This window comes from Allobosea lathyri (genome assembly GCF_900108245.1).
Classification (GTDB): Bacteria; Pseudomonadota; Alphaproteobacteria; order Rhizobiales; family Beijerinckiaceae; genus Allobosea; species Allobosea lathyri.
On record NZ_FNUY01000004.1, the window covers coordinates 137,815 to 159,188 of the forward strand.

Here is a 21,374-nt window from a genome sequence, read left to right on the forward strand (position 1 = left end):
CAAGATGCGGCGGCGCAACAACCACCTGCATTCGACCCCTGCGGCGCTTATGCCGCGTCGGAATCCTCGGAGGTGGGTTCGCTCTCCATCAGCCCGTAATCCTTGAGCTTGCGGTAGAGCGTCGAGCGGCCGATGCCGAGCTTGCGCGAGACCTCGGACATGTGTCCGCGGTAGTGCGCCAGCGCGAATGTGATGATCTCGCGCTCCAGCTCTTCGAGCTTTCGCATGTCGGAGCCCTCGAGGAGTTCCAGCGCATTGGGATCGCGCACCGGCATCTGGATGATGCGCGGCGTGTCGTCGCGCGGCTCGGAGCGTGAGAAGGAAGCCGGCGCGGGCGGTATGCGGATGTCGAACCCGTCCATCTGCGCCGCGATCTGCGGGAATTCGGCGATGGTCAGCTCATCACCATCAGCCAGAACGACCGCGCGGAACATCGCGTTTTCGAGCTGGCGGACATTGCCCGGCCAGTCATAGTCGCTGAGCAGGCCAAGCGTTTCCGGGGCGATGCCGCGCAGCTTCTTGCCCTCCTCGGCCGCAAAACGCGCCAGAAATCCCCGCGCGAGATCGGCGATGTCCTCGCGGCGCTGGCGCAGCGGCGGCAGCGTGATCGGGAAGACGTTGAGGCGGTAGTACAGATCCTCGCGGAAAGCGCCCTGCTTCACCTGCTCGAGCAGGCTCTTGTTGGTGGCGGAGATGATGCGGATGTCGACGCGCACCGACTTCTTGCCGCCGACCGGGTCGACCTCACCCTCCTGGATCGCGCGCAACAGCTTGACCTGCGCGTCGAGAGGCAATTCGCCGACCTCGTCGAGGAAGAGCGTGCCGCCATTGGCCTCGACGAACTTGCCGACATGGCGCTCGGTCGCTCCCGTGAAAGCGCCCTTCTCATGGCCGAACAGGATCGATTCGACCAGATTATGCGGGATCGCGCCGCAATTGACGGTGACGAAGGGCTTGCCCTTGCGGTCGCTGGAACCCTGTATGGCGCGCGCGAGCACCTCCTTGCCGACGCCGGATTCGCCCTCGACCAGGATCGGGATATTGGACTTCGCGGCGCGCTCCGACAGGCGTACCACGCGCGCCATGTCGGCACTCTTGGTGGCGAGGTCGCGGAAGCCGAGCGTGTTCGAGACACGGCGCTTGATATGGCGCAATTCGTGTTCGAGAGCGCCGAGCTTCAGCGCGTTCTTGATCGAGATCTGCAGGCGCTCGGCACCCACGGGCTTGACCACGAAGTCGACCGCGCCGGCGCGCATCGCCGAGACCACGGTCTCGATCGAGCTATGCGCCGTCTGGACGATGACCGGCGTTTCCACGCCGCGCTCGCGCAGCGCCGCCAGAACGCCCATGCCGTCGAGCTCGGGCATGACGAGATCGAGCACAACGGCATCGAAACGCTCCCCCTCGCCCCCGCCGAGCAGTTTGACCGCCGCATCCCCGCTTTCGGCGGTGACGACATCATACCCGAATCGCTTGAGCATGGCGTCGAGCAGGCGGCGCTGGACGGGATCGTCATCGACGACGAGGACGGTGGCGGTCATGAAACCTCGAAGGCTTGGACAAAAGGCAGGGCAAGGCTGGGGGTAGGCTTGGCCATAGGCTTGGCAGTCGATCTGGCAATATGAAGAGAAAACACGCGCGACCCGGAATCACGTGTTCCGTTCTGGGGCATCCTCGGTCACAACGGTTAATCGGCGCTTAAGCGCGGCCGGATCGTCAGGCCTTGCGTCAGGCCTTGGATCGGCCGTCATGCGAGGCTCGACATTGATCGTGCGCTCTGCACCGCGCATATGGGAATGACTGTTCTTCAGCCTGTGGGATGTTTCAGAGATGACCGTTGCGTTTGCAGGGATCACCGCGCGCGCCAGTGCGACCGAAAGCGCCGCGCGAACCGCCAAGGCGCTCGGCCCGCTGCCGGAATGGGATCTGAGCCACCTCTATCCGGGGATGGATTCAAGCGAGTTCAAGGGCGATCTCGAACGAGCGCTCACCGAAGCGCAGCGCTTCGCCGAGCTCTATCGCGGCAAGCTCGAAGCCATCGCCCAGCACGAGGATGCGAGCACCGTGCTGGCCGAGGCGGTGAGCTCCTACGAAGTGCTCAGCGATCTGCTTGGACGCATCGGCGCCTATGCCGGCCTCGTCTATTCCGGCGACACGACCGATCCGCAGCGCGCCAAATTCTACGGCGACACGCAGGACCGCCTGAACGCCGCCGTGACCGAGCTACTGTTCTTCGAGCTTGAGCTGAACCGCATCGACGCCGCCCTGTTGGCCGATATCGCAAGCCGCGCCCCGCTCTCGCACTGGAAGCCCTGGCTCACCGACCTCGCCAAGGACAAGCCCCACCAGCTCGAAGACCGGATCGAGGCGCTGTTCCACGAGAAGTCGATGACCGGCCAGGCCGCCTGGAACCGGCTGTTCGACGAGACCATCGCCTCGCTGCGCTTCAGGATCGACGGTGAGGAACTGACGCTGGAGCTGACCCTGAACCGGCTGCAGGATGCCGATGGCGCCGTGCGCAAGGCTGCCGCCGATGCGCTGGGCGAGGTTTTCCGCGGCCAGTTGCGCACTTTCGCGCTGATCACCAACACGCTCGCCAAGGACAAGGAGATCTCCGACCGCTGGCGAAAGTTCGTGGATGTCGCGGATTCCCGCCATCTCGCCAACAGAGTCGAACGCGAGGTCGTGGACGCTCTCGTTTCCGCGGTGCGCGCGGCCTATCCGCGGCTGTCGCATCGCTATTACAAGCTCAAGGCCCGCTGGTTCGGCCGCGAGCAGCTCGACTTCTGGGACCGCAACGCGCCACTGCCCCAGGTCGAGCAGCGCTCGATCCCCTGGACGGAGGCGCGCGACACCGTGCTTGGCGCCTATGATGCCTTCTCACCGGAGATGGCGGGCATAGCGCGGCGCTTCTTCGACGAGAAATGGATCGACGCGCCAGCCCGGCCCGGCAAGGCGCCCGGCGCCTTCGCGCATCCCACCGTCCCCTCCGCGCACCCCTATGTTCTGGTCAATTATCAGGGCAAGCCGCGGGATGTGATGACACTGGCCCACGAACTCGGCCATGGCGTGCATCAGGTACTGGCCGCGCCCAATGGAGCACTGATGGCGCCGACGCCCCTGACGCTGGCCGAGACCGCGAGCGTGTTCGGGGAGATGCTGACCTTCCGCAAGCTGCTCGACGGCACCAGGGATGCAAAGCAGCGCAAGGCGATGCTGGCGGCCAAGGTCGAGGACATGATCAACACCGTCGTGCGCCAGATCGCGTTCTACACATTCGAACGCAAGGTGCATGAGGCCCGCAAGAATGGCGAGCTGACGGCTGAAGCACTGTGCGAACTCTGGATGAGCGTTCAGGCGGAGAGCCTGGGGCCGGCGATCAAGCTCGGCCCGGGCTACGAGCCGTTCTGGTGCTACATCCCGCACTTCATCCATTCGCCGTTCTACGTCTACGCCTACGCCTTCGGCGACTGCCTGGTGAACTCGCTCTACGGCGTCTACCAGAACTCGGCGGAGGGCTTTCAGGAGCGCTATTTCGCCCTGCTCTCGGCCGGCGGCACCAAGCATCACGCCGAGCTGCTCGCGCCCTTCGGCCTCGACGCGCGCGATCCCGCGTTCTGGCAGATCGGTCTGACGATGATCGAAGGCATGATCATCGAGCTGGAGGGGATGGAGTAGGCGGCCCACACGTCATGGTCGGGCTTGACCCGACCCTCTCGAAAACCAGCGCCCTCCGGTCATGAGATGGTCGGGTCAAGCCCGACCATGACGGCGCCTCAAAACTGCATCCTCAAACCGACCTGCGCGACATTCGCGGTGTAGTCGGAGCCCTGCGCTGTCGAGATCAGCCGCTCATTGGTGAAGCTCGCGCGCACCGAGAAGGTCCGCGTCAGCTTGTATTCGATCCGCGCGCCGATGCTGATGAAATCCTCGCGCAGTCCCTGCCCTTCATATTCGGTGCGCCCGAACGTGCTGAAGCCGGTCACGACCACATTGCGGCGCAGCGCATGGGCGATCTCGAGTGCGACCCGGCGCGCCGTCGTGCCCGATGAACCTGCAATCGTCGTGTCGCCGAGGTCGGCGGTGCCACGTAGCGTCACCGTCGTCAGCGGCGTCGGCGACCACAGGATCGCGGCATCGCCGACGAAGCCGCGCAGGTTCTTCAACCGCGTGTCGTCGTAGTCGCGGTCCTGATAGCCGCCCGAGATTTCGCCTGTGAGCTGGCGGCTGATCTCGAAGGTCGAGCCGACACGCCCCGTCAGACCGCGCGACGAGCGCCGGTAGCCGTTCGAATCGACCGCCTGGTCGAAGTCGCGCGCATCGATCTCGCCCTGGACGAACGGCTTGATGCCCGGAGTCAGCTCGTAGGCCGCGCGCAGGCGCAAGCCGTATTGCATCTGATTGCGGTCCTTCTGGCTCAGAATCGCGCCGCTGACGAGCCTGGCATCCTCGTAGTCGGCGCGATCGACCGAGCCGCGCAGCGTCATCTGCAGACGGTTGAGGTCGTGGGTCACGCCGGCCGACGTCCCGTATTGATAGACCGCCGGACGGCCGACGACCGGATAGTTCAGGTCTGGTGAGCCGGGGCGCTGCGTATCGAGCTTCACGCGCGTTTCGAGCAGTATCCGGGTATCGCGCGCAGCATCCAGCCTGAGATCGAGATTACCCTCGGCATCGGGCCGCGAGGCCTCATTGTTGCGGAAGTACTCGACATAGCCGCCCCGCAGCTTGCCCCTGAGTTCGTGCACGTTCCAGTCCGACTGGACCTCGACCTCGCCGTCATGCCGGCGAAACCCCGAGCTGTTTCGGTCGGGTCCCGAGATCCGCTCTGGATTGGTGTCATAGCCCACCGAATTGGTGATGGCGGGCTTCAGGACCACATTGCCGAGCCGAAGGCCCAACGGCGCATAGGGATCTTCTACCAGGGCGGCCCGCCGACGTGGCGGCGGAGGCGGTTCGGGCGGCGGCGGCAGCCGCGTCACGACGGCCTGCGGCGCTCGAAACTGGCGCTGGGTGACGCCGCGCAGCGCGGGCGCCTGGACAGGTCGGCTGGCGCGCGGTGGCGCACGGCGGGAAATCACGGATGTCTGGTTCCGGATCATCCCGACCGGGCCGGGGATAGCCTCGGACGTCGCCACCAGCGGGGCTGCGGGCACGTCCGGCGGCGGCTGCTGCGCGACATAGACCGGCACCGTCGAACGCAGGCGCGCACCCGACTGCTGCGCCGCCGCGCTGGTCGCGGCAAGCGCAAGCCCCGCCATGGCGACGCCGGACAGAAGCAGGGTTTTCGCGCGGCCGGACACGGGGGCTGCGTTGCTCCAGGCAAAAGCCTTGAGCGCACCGGGATGGCGCGCATGGTTAATGGAGTTAGAACGAACTGGGTTAACGGCCCGTCAATCTGGCGCAGCCCGTCATCGGCCAATTTGGCGCAAGCCGGCATCGAGGCTGTGGAATTGATCGACGCGGCTGTGCTAGAGCCCCGGTCATGACAGCCGATACTCGCGCTTCGGCGCTCCGCACCATCGCCACCGAGCGCGCCGGCCTCGACTCGCTCCATGCCGCTCTCGCAAACGGGCTCGGCGAGCCCTTTGCGGCGGCAGTCGCGATGATCCGCGCCGCCAGCGGCCGCGTCGTCGTCTCCGGCATGGGCAAATCCGGCCATATCGGCCGCAAGATCGCCGCGACCCTGGCCTCGACCGGAACGCCCGCTCATTTCGTCCATCCCGCAGAAGCCAGCCATGGCGACCTCGGCATGATCCAGCCCGAGGATGTGGTGATCGCCCTGTCCTGGTCCGGCGAGACGGCGGAGCTTGCCGCGATCGTCGCCCATAGCCGGCGCTTCCGCGTGGGGCTGGTCGGCATCACCTCGAACGCCGACAGCGCGCTCGGGCGCGAGGCCGACGTGACGCTAACCCTGCCGAAGGCGCAGGAGGCCTGCCCGAACGGTCTTGCGCCGACGACCTCGACGACGATGCAGATGGCGCTCGGCGATGCGCTCGCCGTCGCACTGCTGGAGGCGCGTGGCTTCTCGCGCCAGGATTTCTTCGTTTATCACCCCGGCGGCAAGCTCGGCGCGCAGCTCAAGACCGTCGCCAGCATCATGCATCAGGCCGATGCGATGCCGCGCGTCGGCCTCGACGCCGTCATGACCGACGTCATCGAGATGATCTCGGCCAAGGGCTTCGGCTGCGCTGTCGTCACCGATCCCGATGGCCGGCTGGTCGGCGTGGTCACGGACGGTGACTTGCGCCGCAAGCTGTCTCAAGGGGGCGGCCTTGCACAGCGCGCACGCGACGTCATGACGCCCAACCCCCGCCGCATAGCGCCTGACGCCCTGGCCGTCGAGGCGTTGGAGATGGTCAGCCGCCTGCGCATCACCGCGCTGATCGTTGCAGATGAGGCCGACCGTCCGGTCGGCCTCGTGCATGTGCACGATCTGTTGTCGCTCGGCGTGGCGTGAGCCAGGCTAGGACGCTTCGATCACCTTTTGCTCGAGGATGGCGGCGAGTTCGACGAACGCCGCCTTGCTCGGGTGCAGCTCGTCGTGCCAGCGATCGCCCACGACACCACGGAAGTCGATATAGGTCACCGCTTTATGCCGCCCTGCAAAGGCTTTCAGCTCTTCGTTGAAGGCGTCCATCAGCACCTTGACGATGTCGATCTGCAGCTCAGCCTTGTATTCATCGATCCCGACGAAGGCCATCGGCTCACCAAGCCAGCCTAGCTTCATTGGCCTGGCGTAGTCATAACCATGCACGACAATCTTGACGTTCTTCAAAGCTGAATCGGCTGCGATGCTTTCCAGGATCGCCTCGTAGTGCAAGATGACATTGCGGAGCTCCTGATAGAAGCTATCAAGCAGATAGTCCTTCGGCTGCCGCTCAGGGCTATAAAGTCTTAGATAGGTCTTAAGCTTGCTACCCCCAAGCAGGTCGTTACCGCCGCCGCCCAGCAGAAGCAGTTTCGCCTTGGTATGCTTCAATGCATTCAGGTAGTCGCGCGCGCCTGCAATCGCCGCGATAGTGTCCCCCCAATAGGCGATATTGTGGATCGTATGGCCACGGGCCGCCAATGCGCGGGACAGATCGTAATTCGGACCGCCAACAATTGGCAGAGCCTTAAGGCCGAAATCCGGCAGATGCTCCCATGAGTCACCCTCGACGACGAAGGATAAAATCTTGGCAGCTTTCGCCTTATCCTTTTTGGCGCCCAATGGCGCCGAAGTATCTTTTCGCTTTGCTTTTGGTTTCTTGGTCATATTGCCCCCTCAACTGCAATTTAACGGCATAGCTAGAGTCTTTGCCGAGAATGTCGTATACGCGCATTGCATGAATAATTCGCAAAGATCAATCAAAACAACGCATATAGACTTGGTGGCTGCACCAATCCGGCTCTAGCGAAATGTGAATCCAGCCCTCGAACGCTAGGTCATGAGGCGTAATTCACTACGCCTCCTTCGTCGTCTCCCGCACGGTCCTGAAGCCGATCCAGCGCCTCACACGGCCCTGATAGTCGCGATATGACTGCCCAAGCGTCGCTGCCAACACGCGCTCTTCGATTGCGACCTGCAGGCGGATCGCCACCATCAGCGCCAGCGTCAACCCCGCCTGGATCAGGCTCGGCAGCACGATCAGCAAACCGATGAACAGGATGGCCTGCCCGACGAAGACCGGATTGCGCGAGATCGCGAAGGGACCGCTCTCGACGATCGCGCCGATCTCGCCTTCGGCCGCGCCGATGCGCCAGGACGCCCCCATATAGCGCTGCGAGATGATCGCGATGCAGGCGCCGATCACGCAGAGCAGATGGCCGAAGACATCGTGCCAGGGCCCGTCCAGCGCGGCAAACACGGGATCGTTGCGGACGGGATTGCCGAACAGCGTCAGTGCCAGCGGCCAGAACACCGCACCCGTGAAGGCGATGCGGAACAGCAAGGCGGGCAGCCGCTGGTCCCGCGTCCCCCTGTCGAAGAGCCAGATCGGACGTCCGGCTTCCTTCGCCAGGATCGCGGACATCCCCAGGAAACTGATGACGTAGACCACGACCATCAGATAGCTGGCGATCTCCATTCCCTGCATCGGGAAACCCCTCGGCGTTGCGTCAGGCCTGTCCCGCCTTGAAGCGCAGCAGCCGCAGCGCATTGGCGGTGACGATCACCGTCGCCCCGGTATCGGCGAGGATCGCGACCCACAGGCCGGTATAGCCGAACACGCTCGTGACGAGGAAGACCGCCTTGAGGCCGAGCGCGATGGCGATATTGACGCGGATATTGCTCATCGTCGCCCGTGCCAGCCGGATCATCGCCGCAACGTCGCGGACGCGGCTCTTCAGAACCGCGCCGTCGGCGGTCTCCAGCGCGACATCCGTGCCCGAGCCCATGGCAATGCCGACGCCAGCGGCAGCGAGTGCGGGCGCATCGTTGATGCCATCCCCGACCATCATGACCGGCGCTTCGGACGCCAGCGACTTGATCGCCGCGACCTTGTCGTCGGGCATCAGCTCGGCCTTGCAGGCCATGCCGAGCGCGCCTGCAATGGCGGCACCGGTGCGGGCATTGTCGCCCGTCAGCATCACCGAGCGAACCCCCAGTTCCTTGAGCTCCGCAACGCCCGCAGCGGCATCCTCCCGCGGCTCGTCGCGCAATGCGATGAGCCCGGCGAGGCTGCCATTCGCTATCACCGCAGCCACGGTCTTGCCCTCGGCTTCCAGCCGTTCGACAGCGGCATTCGCCTGATCGTCGAACCGCGCCCGCTTGACCGCATGACGCGGCGCGCCGACGAAGATCGCCACGCCATCGAGCACGCCGGTGACGCCCTGTCCGGCGATGGCGGTTGCCTGCGACGCGGCACGGACAGGAATGGCGTCCGCCTTTGCCCGGTCGATGATCGCCATGGCCAGCGGGTGGCTGGAGCCGGTCTCGACAGCCGCCGCCCATGCGACGACATCATGCTCGGACTGTCCGAAGGCGAGGATTTCGGTGACCCGCGGACGGCCTGCGGTCAACGTACCCGTCTTGTCGAAGGCGACGATTCCGGTCTTCGCCGCAGCCTCGATGACGACGCCGCCCTTCATGAGCAGCCCCTGCCGCGCGCCCGTCGAGAGCGAGGCCGCAATTGCGGCCGGGACCGAGATCACCAGCGCACAGGGGCAGCCGATCAGCAGTAGCGCGAGCGCCCGATAGATCCAGACCGACCACTCTCCCCCAAATGCCAGCGGCGGTAAGAATGCGACGAGCAAGGCGAGCCCCACGATTGCCGGCATATAGATGCGCGAGAACCGGTCGATGAAGCGCTCCGTCGGCGCGCGTGCCTCCTGCGCCTCCTCGACCAGCCGGATGATGCGGGCGATCGTGTTGTCCTCCGCCGCCTTGCTGACGCGCACGCGCAGCGCCGCTTCGCGATTGACCGAACCGGCAAAGACCGGCTCGCCGACGCCCTTGGTCTTAGGCACCGACTCCCCCGTAACCGGGCTCTCATCGATGCCGGACACCCCATCGGTGATCTCGCCATCGGCAGCGATGCGATCGCCGGGGCGGACAAGCAGGATCTGCCCAATCGCCAGCGCGGCGGCATCGACCTGCCGCGTCGCGCCATTCTCCTCGATGATCGCGGTCTTCGGCACGAGATCGCCGAGCGCCCTGATCGACGCCCGCGCCCGGTCCGCCGCGACGCCTTCCAGCACCTCGCCGACAGCGAAGAGGAAGACGACCAGCGCCGCCTCCTCCGCCGCGCCGATGAACAGCGCGCCGGTGGCGGCGATGGTCATCAGCATTTCGATGGTGAAAGGCATGCCGGCGCTGGCGGCGGCAAAGGCGCGCCGCGCGACCGGGACGACGCCGATGAGACAGGCCGCGACGAAAAGCCAATGCGCCGCAGCCGGCCACAGCAGGCTGGCAGTCCAGGCGATGGCGAGACAGGCGCCTGTGACGAGGACAAGCCTGCCCTTATTGGTCTGATACCAGGACACGCCGTCAGGCGTCGCCTCATGGACATGGCCGGGCAGGCCGTGGCCGGAATCGGCCTTGCCGATCACGGCCGCGCTCTGGGCCTTGCCGTGGGAATCGCCCTGGGAATGGTCATGCCCGTCGGAATGTTCTTGCCCGTGAGAATGGTCTTGGGAACGGGCATGAGCGTGGCCGGCATGATCGTGCCCATGCCCGCCATGGTCATGTCCGGCGCAATCATGGCCTTCATGAGCGTGATCTGCCGAGCCGTGATCGCCGTGACCGTGATCGCCATGACGGTGATTGCCGTGGTCATGATGGGCATGATCATGGCCGGAACAACAGCTTGCCGCGGGCTCGCTGACCTTTTCCGCTCTCGGGGCCGCAACCGCCGTCTTGTAGCCAAGGCTTGCGACCCGTTTCTCGATCGCATCGCGCCTCGTCCGGCTTTCATCGAGCGAAAGCGTCATCAACTCGGTCATCACCGAGAGCTTGACATCCGAGACCCCCGGCAAGCGCTCGACGGCGCCACGGATCGTCGCCGCGCAGCTTGCGCAATCCATGCCGGAAACTTTCCAGCTTAGGATCTGCGATTGGGTTCGGGCGATGTCGGACATGCGTCTCTCCGCTTGTCGGGGCTGCGAGACAGCTTATGTACAAGCTAGAGCGACTAGAGGTTCAAGAGGAAAATCATGCCCGACGCAAAAAAACTCGAACGCGTCGTCCCGATCGGGGCCCTCGCCGATCAGACCGGCGTGAAGGTCGAGACCATCCGCTATTACGAGCAGGTCGGCCTGCTGCCGCCGCCGGAGCGCTCGGAGGGCAACCAGCGGCGCTATGGCCACAAACATGTCGAGCGCCTGTCCTTCATCAAACATGCGCGCGATCTCGGCTTCCCCGTCGATGGCATCCGCGCGTTGCTGAAGCTCTCCGACACGCCGGGCATGACCTGCGACGAAGCGCATGCGATCTCGGTCGCGCATCTCGACGATGTCCGCCACAAGATCGCCCGGCTGCGTTCGCTGGAAAAAGAGCTGGAGCGCATCGCTGCAACCTGCTCGGGCGGGGTCGCGGCCTGCGACTGCGCGATCATTGAAGCTCTCGCCGACCACGGCCAGTGCCGGCATGTGCGGCATTGAGTCAGCCACCCGAAACCGCTGATCGGGCTGATTCGTTCTGGCTGCATCCGAGTGCCCCCGGTAGTCAGCGGCCGAGGCCGGCATGCTCAGCTCGAATTTCGCGAGAAGATGGCGGCTTTTTTCTCCGCCGACTGTGGAGAAGCCCTGTTGCATCGGGCTCATGCGCTCAGGGCGATTGCCGTAGCGTCCGAAGCGGCTTTAGCCTCGTCGCCTCAGCTTGTCTCGGAGCCGTCATGCCCAGCGATTTCGCCTTGCCGCCCGGTTTGCGCCACCGGCATATCGCCGTGCGCGATACGACGCTGCACGTGGCCGAGGTCGGCTCCGGCATGCCGATCCTGCTGCTGCATGGCTGGCCCGAATTCTGGGCGACATGGCTGCCGCTGATGAACCGCCTGCATGGTGATTTCCACCTGATCGCACCCGATCTGCGCGGTTTCGGCGACAGCGCCAAGGCCGCGACGCCACGCAGCGACGCCGGTGCGAATACCCATGCCGACGACATGGCGTCGCTGATCGCCGCGCTGGATACCGGCCCGGTCGGCGTCGTCGGCCATGATGTCGGCGCCTATGTTGCCCAGGCCCTGGCCCGTCGACACCCGCAGCTCGTCGACAGGCTGCTGTTCTTCAATTGCCCGACTGCGAGCGTCGGCACACGTTGGGTCCGCGAGGGGCATGTCAACGAGATCTGGTATCAGTCCTTCCAGCAACTCGGTCTCGCCGAACTCATGGTCGGCCAGAACCGCGAGGCCTGCGCGCTCTATTTCGGGCATTTCCTCGGGCATTGGTGCCATCGCAAGGATGCCTTCGCGCCGGCCTTCGATCTCTGGATCGACAATTTCATGAAGCCCGGCAATCTGCGCGGCGGCTTCGACTGGTACCGCAGCCAGAACGCGGCACGCCTCGCCGCCATGGATGGGCATCCCACCCCCTCCGTCCGCATCCGCCAGCCGACGCGCGTGCATTGGGGTCGGCACGACCCGATCCTGAAATCGGAATGGGCCGCCTTCCTCCCGGAGCATTTCGACGAGGTCGAGACCACCTTCTGCGAGACGGCGGGACATTTCGTCCATGTCGAGGCGCCCGACGAGGCCGCGCAGGTGTTTTCGGAATTTTTCGGCTGAGCGTGACGGGGCCTCTCCGCCGGCATGACCGGACCGGCTGTTCCCCGAGGGCGCAATTCGGCGATACCCGCCACATTCGTTCGCGCGCCGCCGTTTTCTCACGACCCCCTCGTTTCCCGGAGAGGAAGGCTTAAATAGGCGGGGCGCTATGCGGCCGGCCGCCGTTCACATTTGTCGCGCGAGAGGGTGGATGATGCCGGTTTGCGATTCCAGATATGGTGGCCCATCCACCTTGAGCCGCAACATCTCGCAGAGAACGAAACCCGACTCAGCACGAGTCAGCGATTCGGGCCTGCTTCGTTCAGGACTCGTTCCAGATTCTAATTTCACGAGCTGGCCTTGCCCCATTGCGAGACGCCCGACCGGCGTCTCCGTAGGGCGAGGCTGAATGTCATGATCGGCTGCGTCCTTGATTTCACAACGCTCCCTGCCGCCCTCGGTCCGTGCCAATGGCGTCACCGCCGTGCTTGGGCCCACCAATACCGGCAAGACCCACCTCGCGATCGAGCGGATGGTCGCCCATCCCACCGGCATGATCGGATTGCCGCTGCGGCTCCTGGCGCGCGAGGTCTATCAGCGCGTCGTGGAGAAGGTCGGCGCTGACGCAGTCGCGCTCGTCACCGGCGAGGAGAAGATCAAGCCGGCGCGGCCACGCTTCTGGGTCTGCACCGTCGAGGCGATGCCGCGTGATCTCGCGGTCGATTTCGTCGCGATCGACGAGGTCCAGCTCGCCGCCGATCTCGATCGCGGCCATGTCTTCACAGACAGGTTGCTGAACCGCCGCGGCCGGGCCGAGACGATGCTGATCGGCGCCGGCACGATGCGCCCGCTGATCGAGCAGCTCATGCCCGGCGTCAATGTCGTGACCCGCCCGCGCCTCTCGCAGCTGCTGTTCGCCGGCGATCGCAAGATCACCCGCCTGCCGCCACGCTCGGCCATCGTCGCCTTCTCGGTCGAGGAGGTCTACGCCATCGCCGAGCTGATCCGCCGGCAGAAGGGCGGCGCCGCGGTGGTGCTCGGCGCGCTAAGCCCGCGCACCCGCAATGCGCAGGTCGAAATCTACCAGTCCGGCGATGTCGATTATCTCGTCGCCACTGACGCGATCGGCATGGGACTCAATCTCGATGTCGACCACATCGCCTTCGCCGCCGACAAGAAATTCGACGGACATCATTTCCGCAAGCTCAATCCAGCCGAATTCGGCCAGATCGCTGGCCGCGCCGGCCGGCATCTACGCGACGGCACCTTCGGCACCAGCGGGCGCTGCCCGCCTTTCGAGGCCGATCTCGTCGATGCCATCGAGAATCACCGCTTCGAGCCGATCAGGCAGTTGCAATGGCGCAATACCGACCTCGACCTGCGCTCCGTCCAGGGCCTGCTGGACAGCCTCAATCTTCAGCCCAGCGAGCAGGGGCTGACCCGGGCGCTGATCGCCGAGGACATGACGACGCTCGAAATCCTGGCGAAAGATCCCGACGTCAAGGCGCTGGCCCATGGCCGGGCCGCGGTGGAACGGCTCTGGGAAGTCTGTGGACTGCCGGATTATCGCAAGATCGCTCCGATGCAGCATGCCGATCTCGCAACCACGCTTTATCTGCGCCTGATGCGCCACGGCCACCTCGATATCGACTGGTATCGGGCGCAATTGGCAGCCCTGGACCGCACCGATGGCGAGATCGACACCCTCTCCGCCCGCATCAGCCAGGTCAGGACATGGACCTTTGTAGCAAACCGTCCTGACTGGTTACCTGATCCAGAGCATTGGCAGGGGGTGGCGCGTCTTGTAGAGGACAAGTTGTCGGACGCTTTGCACGAGAGGCTCGCCAGCCGTTTTGTGGATCGGCGCACGAGTGTGCTGATGCGTCGTTTGCGGGAGAATGCAATGTTGGAGGCTGAGGTCACCACGACGGGCGATGTGCTCGTCGAGGGCCAGCACGTTGGAATGCTTCAGGGATTCCGCTTTACAGCGGACCCGAAAGCAGGCGGGCCGGAGGCGAAGGCCCTGAACCTGGCCGCGATGAAGGCGCTGGGCAGCGAGATCGAAGCTCGCGCCGCGCGCGTCGTTCTGGCTGGCGACGACGCCTTCGTGCTGTCGCATGACGGGCTGCTGCGCTGGATCGGCGAGCCGGTCGCGCGCCTTGTGGCGGGCGAAAAGGCGATCGAACCGCGCCTGCGCCTGCTCGTCGAGGAGCATCTGACTGGGCAGGCGCGTGAACAGGTCGAGGCGCGATTGGCGCTCTGGCTGAAGAATCACGTCACCCGCCTGCTCGGCGCGCTGCAACTGCTTGAGGACGCGACGACGCTGACCGGCATCGCGCGCGGCATCGCCTATCAGACCGCCGAGGCGCTCGGCGTTCTGGAACGCGCCAAGGTCGGCGAGGAGATGAAGGCGCTCGACCAGGAAGGCCGCGCGGCCCTGCGTCAGCTCGGCATCCGCTTCGGCGCCTTCCATCTTTATGTGCCCGCTTTGCTGAAGCCTGCGCCGCGTGCGTTGGCAGCCCAGCTCTGGGCGCTGAAGCATGGCGGCCCCGAACTGATGGGCCTCGACGATATCGCCCATCTCGCGGCATCGGGCCGGACCTCGTTCCCGGTCGACAAGATCATCCCCAAGGGGCTCTACCGCGCAGCCGGCTACCGCGTCTGCGGCGAGCGGGCCGTGCGTGTCGATATCCTGGAGCGCCTGGCCGATCTCATCCGCCCCGCCATCGCCTATCGCCCTGGCCTGACGCAGGGCGTACCGCCGACCGGCACGGCCGATCAGGACGGTTTCGTCGCGACCGGCGCGATGACTTCGCTCGTCGGCTGCGCGGGCGAGGATTTCGCCTCGATCCTGCGCTCGCTCGGCTATGTCTCGGTGAAGCGTCCCGGCCCGGCGATCACAGTGCCGCTTGCCGTGCCGCCTGCTCCGGCCGCCAAGGCTGAAGCGGCAGCTCCGGCTTCCGACACCGCCCAACTGCTCAACGAAGGCGCCGAGGCGGCTTCGGTCGAGGCGCAGGAAACGGCCGATACGCAGGCGCCTGCCGACGAAACAGTCTCTCTGGAAGAAACCGTTGTCGAAACGGCGGATGCCACGTCTGAAGCTGAGACAGCTGAAGCTGAGACAGCTAAGCCGGAGGCAGCTGAGCCCGAGGCAGCCGAGCCTGCTGTCTCCGAGACGCCGGATGCGCCGATCCTGACCGAGGCGGAACTGGAGCCCGTTCGCGAGCCCGTTCCGGCCGACGCGATGGCCGCGTTGCCGACTGTCTCCACGGAAGCGCCGACCGAAGCCGGTGCAGAGGTCCAGGCGGTCGCGGTAGCCGAAGTACCGGCAACGCCCCCAGCCGAGCCGGAGTTGATCGAGGTCTGGCGGCCGCACCGCCATCAGGGCGGGCGCAGACCCGACCAGGCCAATCGCGGTCAGCGCGAAGGTGCACCGGGCGAGCGCCAGCCTGGCGGACGCCGTGGTGATCGACCCAATCGCGAAGGTCGCCAGGATGAGCGGCGGCGTGACGGCCGCCCGAACCGGCCACCTGTGGCTGCGGCTGTGGCGACGACGGATGCGGCACCAGCCGCTGCCCCTCGCCCCGACAGGCCGCCGCGGCGGGACGACCAGCCCCGGCAGAACCAGCCTTCGCGCAACGGACGTCCCGAGCAGGGGCGTGGGCCGAGGCCCGACTTCAAGCGCGACGGCTCAAAGCCTGCGGGCGGCGGACAGCGTCGCGACGATCGCGGTGGCGAGCGCTTCCAGCAACCGCCAAGGCCGCGCCCGGTCGAGCGTGAGCCCGATCCGGATTCACCTTTCGCCAAGCTCGCTGCCCTCAAGGCGCAGCTCGAAGGGCGGAAGACCTAGGCAAGAGCCGACGGGATAGGTGCCTGTTGCGGGATGATCGTCAACGCCTCGACAAATGGCTCTGGTTCGCGCGCTTCGCTAGGACGCGCCCGGCCGCCGTGCGTCTGGTGGAGGACGGCCATGTCCGGGTCGAGGGGCGCCGGATCACCAGCCCGTCGCACGCGCTGAAGCTTGGCGATGTGCTGACGCTCGCTCTGCCACACGCGACCGTGCTGGCGCGCGTGGTCGCGCTGGGAGAGCGGCGCGGCCCCTATGAGGAAGCCCGTCAGCTCTACAGCCGCCTCGACGAGGAGCGCGGCGATGCGTCGCTTGCGGAGGACGGGGCAGACGGCTAAATTTGATATCGTTCGTGCACAAACGAATATCGTGAGTGAGCGGATTTATTCTCCCGCTCCGGTGTGAAACAGAAATTCCTGCTGCCGAAAGCAGCTGAATCAGCCTTGAAACCTGAGCCTGTCAGGTCTTTATGGGGCCGGTTAGCAGACGGGGAAGGGCCGGCGACATGACCTATGTGGTCACTGAGAACTGCATCAAGTGCAAATACATGGATTGCGTCGAGGTTTGCCCGGTCGACTGCTTCTATGAAGGCGAGAACATGCTCGTCATCCATCCCGACGAGTGCATCGATTGCGGCGTCTGCGAGCCCGAATGCCCTGCCGAGGCGATCAAGCCCGACACTGAACCGGGTCTTGAGAGCTGGCTGCAACTCAACACGAAATATGCATCGAGCTGGCCCAATATCAGTCAGAAGAAAGATGCTCCGCCTGACGCAAAGGCGTTCGATGGCGTCGCTGGAAAGCTCGAACTCTTCTCGCCGGAACCCGGCGAAGGCGACTGAGCCTGACCTTTGGTCAGTCTTTGACGGGCGTTAACCAGGCCTGTTCCGCTGCGGGCGGCGGGAACGCGGAATCGCGTTTACCTTTGATTCGGCGTGTTTTTTGTGATACATAATGGGCTCAGTCGAATTCGTTCCGCATGCCCCTGCGAGGTTTTCACAAACGGGGCGCCCCCTGAGAGACGGTTGACGAAGGACGCCGGCACAGTTTGCCGGAGCCGAATGTCGTCCGCGTCCGGAGGCACAGATGAGACGATCAGCTGAGGGAGCGTGAAGCGGCGCGGCAACGCAGCCCGCATCAGGCAGAGTGTCTCTGGTCATCCGGCCGGAGGCGGACAATCTCGAGCCCGCGTCAAGCGGTCCGGTCAGGAGTCGTAACGGCATGTCCACGGTGATTAAGAAAGCTGTTGTACGCCTTGGTTTCAAGACGGGCGAGTTCGTCGTCTACCCGTCTCATGGCGTCGGCCAGATCACGGCGATCGAGGAGCAGGAAGTCGCCGGCTTCAAGCTTGAACTCTTCGTGGTCAGCTTTGCCAAGGACAAGATGACGTTGCGCGTCCCGACCGCCAAGGCCGCCAGCGTCGGCCTGCGCAAGCTTGCCGATGCCGAGAGCGTCACCAAGGCCCTGACAACGCTGACCGGCCGCGCCCGCGTCAAGCGCACCATGTGGTCGCGTCGCGCCCAGGAATACGAAGCCAAGATCAATTCGGGCGATCTCGTCGCCATCGCCGAGGTGGTCCGCGATCTGTACCGCTCCGAGGCGCAGCCCGAGCAGTCCTATTCCGAGCGCCAGCTCTATGAGGCCGCTGTCGATCGCATGACCCGCGAAATCGCGGTGGTCGACGACATCACCGAGACCGAGGCCCTGAAGAAGATCGAAGGCCAGCTCGCCAAGTCGCCGCGCCGTCCCGGCAAGGGCGAAGTCGTGGAAGCTGCCGAGGGCGATGCCGACAGCGACAATGACGATATCCAGGAGGAGGCCGCCTGATCAGGGCGACCACCTGCGGAAAATCGAAAACCCGGCGGGCAGCCGCCGGGTTTTTATTTGGCCTGAAGAGGTGATCTGCAGACGGGCTGTGCGCTCGATGTTTGATGATTGATCTGGAAACCCGCCGTCATCCCGGACAAGCGGCCAAGCCGCGCAGATCCGGGAGCCATCGTAGGGAGCAGAGGTTTACGATGGATCCCGGGACGACCTGCGGTCGCCCAGGATGACGGGCTGGCTCCGAGGGAAATCATCAAGCCCTACGCCGCGCCGGTCTCAGCTGCCAGGAAAGCGACGGAGCGATCCCAGGCAACCTTCGCCGTCGCGGCATTGTAACGCTCGGCGCTCGTGTCGTTGAGAAAGGCGTGGTCGACATCGGGGTAGATGATGATCTCGTGGCGGATGCCGGCCGCTTTCAGAGCCTTCTCATAATCCGGCACCATCTCGACAAGTCGCGTGTCGCGCGAGGCCTGCTGGATCAGCATCCGCGCCTTGATCTGCGGCACCTTGGCGAGATCCGGCGGCCGGCCATAGAAAACCACCCCCGCCGCCAGCTCCGGCGCCGATACGGCAAGGTCGTTCACGGCGCCACCACCCCAGCAGAACCCGATCGCGCCGGTCTTGCCGGTCGCGTCAGAGCGCGAGACCAGCAGCTTGAGTGCGGCGCGCGCCTGCTGGACCACCGCCTCCGCGGAGAGCTGCGGAAACAGCGCCCGCGCGGCGTCGGGATCGGCAGGAGTTCCACCGAGCGGCGTGAGGAAATCCAGGCCCAGTGCGGTAAAGCCCGCGAGCGCCATGCGCCGCGTGATGTCCTCGATATGGGGATTGAGTCCGCGATTCTCATGGATAACCAACACGCCGCCACGCCGTCCGGCAGCCTTGGGCGCGACGAGATAGCCTTTCAGCGCGACACCATCGACGCTCTGCTCCAGCCGCGACGCGGTGATCCGGGCATCATCAGGCGCGACCTGCTGGGCATGGGCATAATTCGGTTCGAGCAGCGCCAGTGCGGCTTCGGCTGCGCCCGCGGAACCTGCGAGCAGGAAAAGCCGGTTCATGAAAACGCGGCGATCGAGCGGCTTATGCGTGTATTCATCGTAGAGTTCGACGATCCGGCGATCGAGGGCCATGTCCCTACCCCTTTGCAGTGGATTGCGCGCGTAAGGCCATCATAGCCAAGAAAAGCCGGTGACACGCGAGAGGCGCCGCCGAGATCGCAGCTTCGTGAAGACGCTTACCGGGCTTTCGGGGCGCTATTCGGCGATGATCTTGTAACGCTGGCCCGGCGTCAGCGCGCCATTGCGGTCGAGCCCGTTCAACAGCATGAACAGTTCGAGCGCGCGCTCCTGCTCGGGCATGCGCGCGGCCATGCTCGCCGGCGTATCGCCGGCCGAGGCCGCAACGAGCCGGATCTGCATCGGCCGCACCGCTTGAGCCTCCGTGGGCGCGAGCGAACGGAAGCTGTCGAGAACGCTCTGCATGGCGCGGCTAGGGTCGTTGCCGCCGCGCGCCGCCAGGATGAAGCGGTAGACCCTGTCGCCGGCCTGCACCGCCGCGAGCCGGAAGGTCCAGTCGGTCCCCTTGCCTGTCGCGACGACTGCCGGCTGGCCGCTGATCTCGAGCTTCTCGACCCCTGTGGTCTCGACGCCCTCGATCCAGCCCGTGGCGACATAGGATTCCAGCGTCTGCCCGGCCTTGAGCGTCACCGAATCGAAGCGCAGAGCCTGCGCTCCATTGGCGCTGACACCGATCACCATGTCGCGCGCCGCCTCGAGGCTGAAACCCTCGGGTGCGCTGAAGGCGATCCGCAAGGCGCTGTTGAGGTAGCGCCGGCCGCGAACCACGCCATCGCGCGGATCGTCGCCGTAAGCGAGGCCGTCAATCGCTGCGAGCCAGCGCGCCGCGTCATGCTCGCCGATACCGGGCGCCCCGATCTGGCGGGCCGCGGCCGTCACGGCCGCGATGCGTTCGGGCGTCTGGGGATGGCTCGACAGAATGTCGAGACGCTTGTCGTCCGCACTCTGGTTCTGCGCGCTGTTGCGGAAGGCCGTATTGCGGCCAAGCGCACCCAGGAAGCGCCCCGCGCCATAAGGATCATAACCTGCGCGCGAAATGTTGCGCACGCTGATCTGGTCGGCCGTCAACTCCTGCTGCCGCGAGAAGCGTGCGAGCGAAAGCTTCGACCCGGCCTGTACGGCAGCCCCCTGGGCCGGGTCCTTCAGCACCTGCGAGACGACCTGGCTGACCAGGGCCGATTCCAATTCGCGCTCAGCCCGTTCGACCGCATGCTGCGCCGTGACATGCGCGATCTCATGAGCCAGAACGGAGGCGATCTCGGAGGTGTCGTTGGCCAGGGCGAGAAGACCGCGCGTCACATAGAGCCTGCCGGTGGGCAAGGCGAAAGCGTTCACCACCGGCGAATTCAGGATCGTGATCTCGTAGGCGCCGATCTGCCCCTCGCTAGCCTTGGCCAGCCGCTGGACGACATCGTCGAGCGCCGCGCGAGCCTTCGGCGCACGGTACTCACCACCGAAGGCTGCCAGCAGGCGCTGGTGCTCACGGTCGGAAGCGCGCTGGACCGTGCTGATCCTCGGCGCGAATTCGCCATCGGCCGGGCGCTCCGGTGGCAGCAGCGCGTTCTGATCGCCGCCGCAGGCAACGAGCAGCAATGCCGGCAGCGCGAGCGCCGCCAACCGCTTCCGAAGAGCCAGGGATCCATGTCGCCAGAGCGCCAGCATTCCGTCAGTCGACCAATTCCAGCGCGAGCCTCGATGTAACGTCGAGCAGGAGACCGTCCCGCCCGGACAGTATTCCGTGCGCACGCAAGCGTTTACCGCTCAGCCCGCTCGCGGTCCAGCCTGCATCCTTCAGATCGCGCCAGAGCTTCTGTGACAAAACGATCGACGCAGCCTCCCCGCGCCGCCGCGAGAAATTGATATAAGTCCGCTGCGAACGCTCGCCAACCGAGGCAATCCGTCCCTCGAGCAGGATCAGGCGCCCTTCCTGCGCCTTCAGCGCGGCAATATCGTGACCATCGATCGCGCGGGAGCTGCCTTGCTCCCGGTTCTGCGCCGCGATGGTCCCGGCATTGCCATCACAGCCCACCAGACCGGGCTCGGGCATGACAGAGGCCGACCCGCTGCGCAGCAGGAGACTGGCGAGGTCGGGCGCGCCCTCATCCGATTGCCCGTCCGCGGGGAACAACCGGGCAGTGGTCCGCCCCCAACGGTCGACACCTGCCTGGGCCAGGAGCAGGAGGTCCTTGTCGCGCCAGCCCAGAATAGCGTCGGCGAAGCGGGTCGCCTCCGCTGCATCCTGCCTTGGCGCCAGCCCGAGAAGGCGCAGCGAGCGCCCGTCCGTAAGCACCGGATCGCCGGCGGCATCGACGCCAGCCAGCCGAACCATCGTTTCCTCCGGCACGAGCCCGGAACAGGCATCATTCGCGCCGGCAAAGCTGCCGGAACACATCAGCGCAACAAAAGCGACAACAAGAGGCTTCACCGGCATGCCGATTATGCTACA

The 21,374-nt window shown here is 65.4% G+C and carries 16 protein-coding genes; 8 read left to right on the top strand and 8 right to left on the bottom strand.

Annotated elements, in window-relative coordinates:
- Positions 1-47 precede the first annotated feature (47 nt).
- Positions 48-1,541 carry a sigma-54-dependent transcriptional regulator gene (locus tag C4S73_RS11215; protein WP_103872589.1) on the bottom strand — a complete coding sequence of 498 codons (1,494 nt, stop codon included), beginning with the start codon at positions 1,539-1,541 and terminating at the stop codon, positions 48-50.
- A 289-nt stretch (positions 1,542-1,830) separates the two neighbouring features.
- Here C4S73_RS11215 and C4S73_RS11220 point away from each other — a divergent pair, with 289 nt between their 5' ends.
- Positions 1,831-3,678, top strand: coding sequence for a M3 family oligoendopeptidase (locus C4S73_RS11220; RefSeq protein ID WP_103872590.1), 1,848 nt, complete (start codon positions 1,831-1,833; stop codon positions 3,676-3,678).
- A gap of 98 nt (positions 3,679-3,776) precedes the next feature.
- Here C4S73_RS11220 and C4S73_RS11225 read toward each other — a convergent pair whose 3' ends face one another.
- Positions 3,777-5,303 (bottom strand): outer membrane beta-barrel protein, encoded by a 1,527-nt coding sequence (locus C4S73_RS11225; RefSeq protein ID WP_103872591.1) that lies wholly within the window; start codon positions 5,301-5,303, stop codon positions 3,777-3,779.
- 182 nt (positions 5,304-5,485) lie between these two features.
- Here C4S73_RS11225 and C4S73_RS11230 point away from each other — a divergent pair, with 182 nt between their 5' ends.
- Positions 5,486-6,460 carry a KpsF/GutQ family sugar-phosphate isomerase gene (locus C4S73_RS11230; protein ID WP_103872592.1) on the top strand — a complete coding sequence of 325 codons (975 nt, stop codon included), beginning with the start codon at positions 5,486-5,488 and terminating at the stop codon, positions 6,458-6,460.
- 6 nt (positions 6,461-6,466) lie between these two features.
- On the opposite strand, the gene C4S73_RS11235 is transcribed toward C4S73_RS11230, so the two are convergent.
- From C4S73_RS11235 to C4S73_RS11245, 3 genes are all read right to left on the bottom strand, one after another.
- Positions 6,467-7,258: a GDSL-type esterase/lipase family protein gene (locus C4S73_RS11235; protein WP_146071325.1), complete on the bottom strand. Its 792-nt coding sequence runs from the start codon at positions 7,256-7,258 to the stop codon at positions 6,467-6,469.
- 187 nt (positions 7,259-7,445) lie between these two features.
- Positions 7,446-8,069: a methyltransferase family protein gene (locus C4S73_RS11240; protein ID WP_160115735.1), complete on the bottom strand. Its 624-nt coding sequence runs from the start codon at positions 8,067-8,069 to the stop codon at positions 7,446-7,448.
- Positions 8,070-8,100: 31 nt separating this feature from the next.
- Complete coding sequence (locus tag C4S73_RS11245; RefSeq protein WP_103872595.1) at positions 8,101-10,560, bottom strand: heavy metal translocating P-type ATPase; 2,460 nt, start codon at positions 10,558-10,560, stop codon at positions 8,101-8,103.
- A gap of 75 nt (positions 10,561-10,635) precedes the next feature.
- Between C4S73_RS11245 and C4S73_RS11250 the strand changes: the two genes are divergently transcribed.
- From C4S73_RS11250 to C4S73_RS11275, 6 genes are all read left to right on the top strand, one after another.
- The gene (locus C4S73_RS11250) at positions 10,636-11,082 is read left to right on the top strand and encodes a MerR family transcriptional regulator (RefSeq protein WP_103872596.1); all 447 of its coding nucleotides are present in this window, start codon (positions 10,636-10,638) and stop codon (positions 11,080-11,082) included.
- A 233-nt stretch (positions 11,083-11,315) separates the two neighbouring features.
- On the top strand, positions 11,316-12,203 hold the full coding sequence (locus tag C4S73_RS11255) for an alpha/beta fold hydrolase (protein ID WP_103872597.1): 888 nt from the start codon (positions 11,316-11,318) through the stop codon (positions 12,201-12,203).
- A gap of 412 nt (positions 12,204-12,615) precedes the next feature.
- Entirely contained in the window at positions 12,616-16,032 is a 3,417-nt protein-coding gene (locus C4S73_RS11260) for a helicase-related protein (RefSeq protein ID WP_103872894.1), read from the top strand.
- 26 nt (positions 16,033-16,058) lie between these two features.
- Positions 16,059-16,367 carry an RNA-binding S4 domain-containing protein gene (locus tag C4S73_RS11265; RefSeq protein WP_103872598.1) on the top strand — a complete coding sequence of 103 codons (309 nt, stop codon included), beginning with the start codon at positions 16,059-16,061 and terminating at the stop codon, positions 16,365-16,367.
- Between the two features lie 167 nt (positions 16,368-16,534).
- A complete protein-coding gene (gene fdxA / locus C4S73_RS11270; RefSeq protein WP_103872599.1) occupies positions 16,535-16,870 on the top strand; it encodes a ferredoxin FdxA in 336 nt (111 codons plus the stop codon).
- Positions 16,871-17,249: 379 nt separating this feature from the next.
- Positions 17,250-17,855 carry a CarD family transcriptional regulator gene (locus C4S73_RS11275; protein ID WP_103872600.1) on the top strand — a complete coding sequence of 202 codons (606 nt, stop codon included), beginning with the start codon at positions 17,250-17,252 and terminating at the stop codon, positions 17,853-17,855.
- Between the two features lie 257 nt (positions 17,856-18,112).
- Here the strand turns inward: C4S73_RS11275 and C4S73_RS11280 are convergent, their stop codons facing one another.
- From C4S73_RS11280 to C4S73_RS11290, 3 genes are all read right to left on the bottom strand, one after another.
- Entirely contained in the window at positions 18,113-18,982 is an 870-nt protein-coding gene (locus C4S73_RS11280) for a dienelactone hydrolase family protein (protein WP_103872601.1), read from the bottom strand.
- Positions 18,983-19,105: 123 nt separating this feature from the next.
- Positions 19,106-20,545: a M48 family metalloprotease gene (locus C4S73_RS11285; protein WP_244595557.1), complete on the bottom strand. Its 1,440-nt coding sequence runs from the start codon at positions 20,543-20,545 to the stop codon at positions 19,106-19,108.
- A 49-nt stretch (positions 20,546-20,594) separates the two neighbouring features.
- Complete coding sequence (locus C4S73_RS11290) at positions 20,595-21,359, bottom strand: hypothetical protein (RefSeq protein ID WP_103872603.1); 765 nt, start codon at positions 21,357-21,359, stop codon at positions 20,595-20,597.
- Positions 21,360-21,374: the final 15 nt, after the last annotated feature.